Genomic DNA, 2,450 nt, shown 5'->3' with positions numbered 1-2,450 from the left:
GCAGTCGAGCCGGGCCAGCGCCCAGTGGGCCGGGGCGCGCCAGGCGGCGTTCCACGCGGCCTTGGCCAGCGCGTCGTAGGCCTCGGCGGCCCGGTCGAGCCGGATGAGCGTCAGGCCCAGCCGGTAGTACGCCTCGCCGTCGTAGGGGTTCGGGTTGCGCAGTGTCTGGCGGGCGACGGCACGCCGGAGCAGCTCTTCGGCCTCGGTGTAGAGCCCGTCGCCGTACCGCCGCGCGGCGAGTGCGACCGCCGACCGCGCGTCGCCGGGATCGCGGCGCAGCGCCTCCTGCCAGTACGGCTCCGGAGAGCGCGTCGCGTGCCGGTACTGCTCCAGGTGCAGCCCGGTGACGTACAGCTCGTCCGTGCCGGTGATCTCCTCGGGGGCGGGCGGCTCGGTGGCCGGTGCGGGCGGCGTCTCCTCGGCGGGCGCCGGCCGCGGACGCCAGGACAGCAGCGTGGCGCCCTCGTGCTCGACCGTCAGCTCCAGGTCCTCCAGAGCGTACGAGCGCGGTAGCGGAACGTCCGTGACCAGGGGAGATTCGGGAGCGAGGTCGTGCCGCTCCGCCCAGACGACCGCGTCGCCCGCCCGGAGCCGGACAAGACAGCCCCGGCGTACGGCCGTCACCGCCACACCGACGCGCGCCGTGCCCGCGTCGGCCGACAGGCTCACGGCGGCGTCGAGGTTCGCCTGGTGGGCCGGGCCGATCCGCTGGATCGGGTACCAGTACTGGCTGAAGCTCCTGGTCTCGCCCGGCGCGAGGAAGGAGAAGTCCGGCTGGTTGTCGGTGAAGACGCCGGCCATCAGCTCGACGTACGGGCCGTCGCCGTCCGTCAGGTTGCGGTCCCAAGCCCAGCCGAACGGCGCGTTCCCCCAGGTCCACTGCTTCTTGCCGGGTGCGATGCGATGGTCGGCCCAGTGTACGAAGCCGGCCTGCGCGCCGTGGTCGTAGCCGCCGAAGAAGTCGTCCTCGCTGCCCACGCACATGTACGACGTGGGCACGGGGATGTTGCGGTACCAGTCGAGCCGGTCGCCGTCCGGGCGGGAGCCGTCGGCGCGCGCGGGGTAGTCGACGCCGTAGTAGCGGCCCGAGGCGCGGGGGAACGTGGTCGTCGCCCGCTTGGCGTGGTCGGCCACGAAGCGCACGTCGGTGGGGAAGAAGGACTGGTAGTGGTCGTTCGCGTGCGCGGCGACGTTGGCCCACCACAGGAACGTCCGCACGTCCTCGGTCCGGTTGTAGAGCCGGACCCGCAACTCCACGACGGCGCGGTCGGGCCGCAGCCGTACGCCGTGCATGCCCTTCATCCGCGTCAGCGGGTCGTGGTCGGAGCACCACACCGTCACCGCGCCGTCCGGCTCGTGCTCGATCTCGACGTCGACCGGCAGGAACGTGCCCGGCCGGTGGTGCTGCGGCCAGTTGAACTCCACGCCGCCGGAGATCCAGGGGCCGGCCAGCCCGACGAGCGCGGGCTTGATCACGTTGTTGCGGTAGAAGAAGTCATAGCCGGCGGTCTTGTCGTACCCGACGTGGATGCGCCCGCCCAGCGCGGGCAGCACCATGAGGCGCAGCCAGCGGTTCTCCAGATGCACCGCGTCCCAGCGCACCGGCTCCCGCGTCTCGGCGATCCGCTCGTAGAACGGCAGCGGGTACACCCGGCCCGACGAGCCCTGGTACACCCGGGCCTCCAGGAACGCCGGGTAGACGTCCGGCGCCGCCGGGGTGTACGTGTCGATCGGGACGTCCTCGCGCCAGACCGCCACCGCCTCCCCGCGCTGGTCGTCGGGCACGGGTGGCAACGCGATCCTGGGGTCGTCCGGCATGGTCCGAGCGTACGGACGTGCCGGGATGCGCCGGAATGTGCGAAGGGACGGATTCCCTGGACGAAACGACGATCGGCGGTCAGCATGGCCCCATGTCCCGCATGGACGGTTTCGCCGGTGAGCGCATCAGCGTGCTCGCCCGCCCGCTGGTACGTGAGGCGCTCGTGCTGCCGCTCACCTCGCGGCTGCTCGTCACCGACTGCGGCTACTTCCCCAAGGCCGCTGACCACCGCCGGAGCCGTGCGGAGGGCAGCCCGCAGGTCATCGTCATCGTCTGCGCCGAGGGCGTGGGATGGTGCCGGCTGCCGTCCGGACGGTTCGAGGTCGGCCCGGGGGAGGCCCTGGTCATCCCGGCCGGCGTCGGCCACGAGTACGGCGCCGACCCCGACCGGCCCTGGACGATCTGGTGGTTGCACGTGGGCGGGGCCGACGCCGGTGAGCTGACCGGCGCCGTCCTGGCCGACCCCGAGCGGCCGGTGGTCCCGGTGACCGACGTCTACCAGGCGGTCGCGCTGGTCGACGAGGTGCTCGGCCGGATGGAGCGCGACGACTCGGTGCCGAGCCGGCTGGCCGCCGCCGGCGCGGCCTGGCATCTGCTGGACCTGCTGGCCGCCGGCCAGACCGGCGCGCCC

Annotated in this window: 2 protein-coding genes; one reads left to right on the top strand and one right to left on the bottom strand. The window is 73.2% G+C overall.

The window, feature by feature from the left end; all coding sequences use genetic code 11:
* A partial coding sequence (locus ACFFNX_RS47630) for a DUF5107 domain-containing protein (RefSeq protein ID WP_378213032.1) occupies nt 1-1,818 on the bottom strand: 1,818 nt, incomplete at its 3' end.
* 92 nt (nt 1,819-1,910) lie between these two features.
* Here ACFFNX_RS47630 and ACFFNX_RS47625 point away from each other — a divergent pair.
* Nucleotides 1,911-2,450, top strand: a 540-nt coding sequence (locus tag ACFFNX_RS47625; protein ID WP_378213031.1) for an AraC family ligand binding domain-containing protein, incomplete at its 3' end; no start/stop codon positions are given.

The sequence above is a fragment of the Actinoallomurus acaciae genome (genome assembly GCF_042429965.1).
Classification (GTDB): Bacteria; Actinomycetota; Actinomycetes; order Streptosporangiales; family Streptosporangiaceae; genus Actinoallomurus; species Actinoallomurus acaciae.
This window is presented reverse-complemented; position numbering and strand designations above follow the sequence as displayed.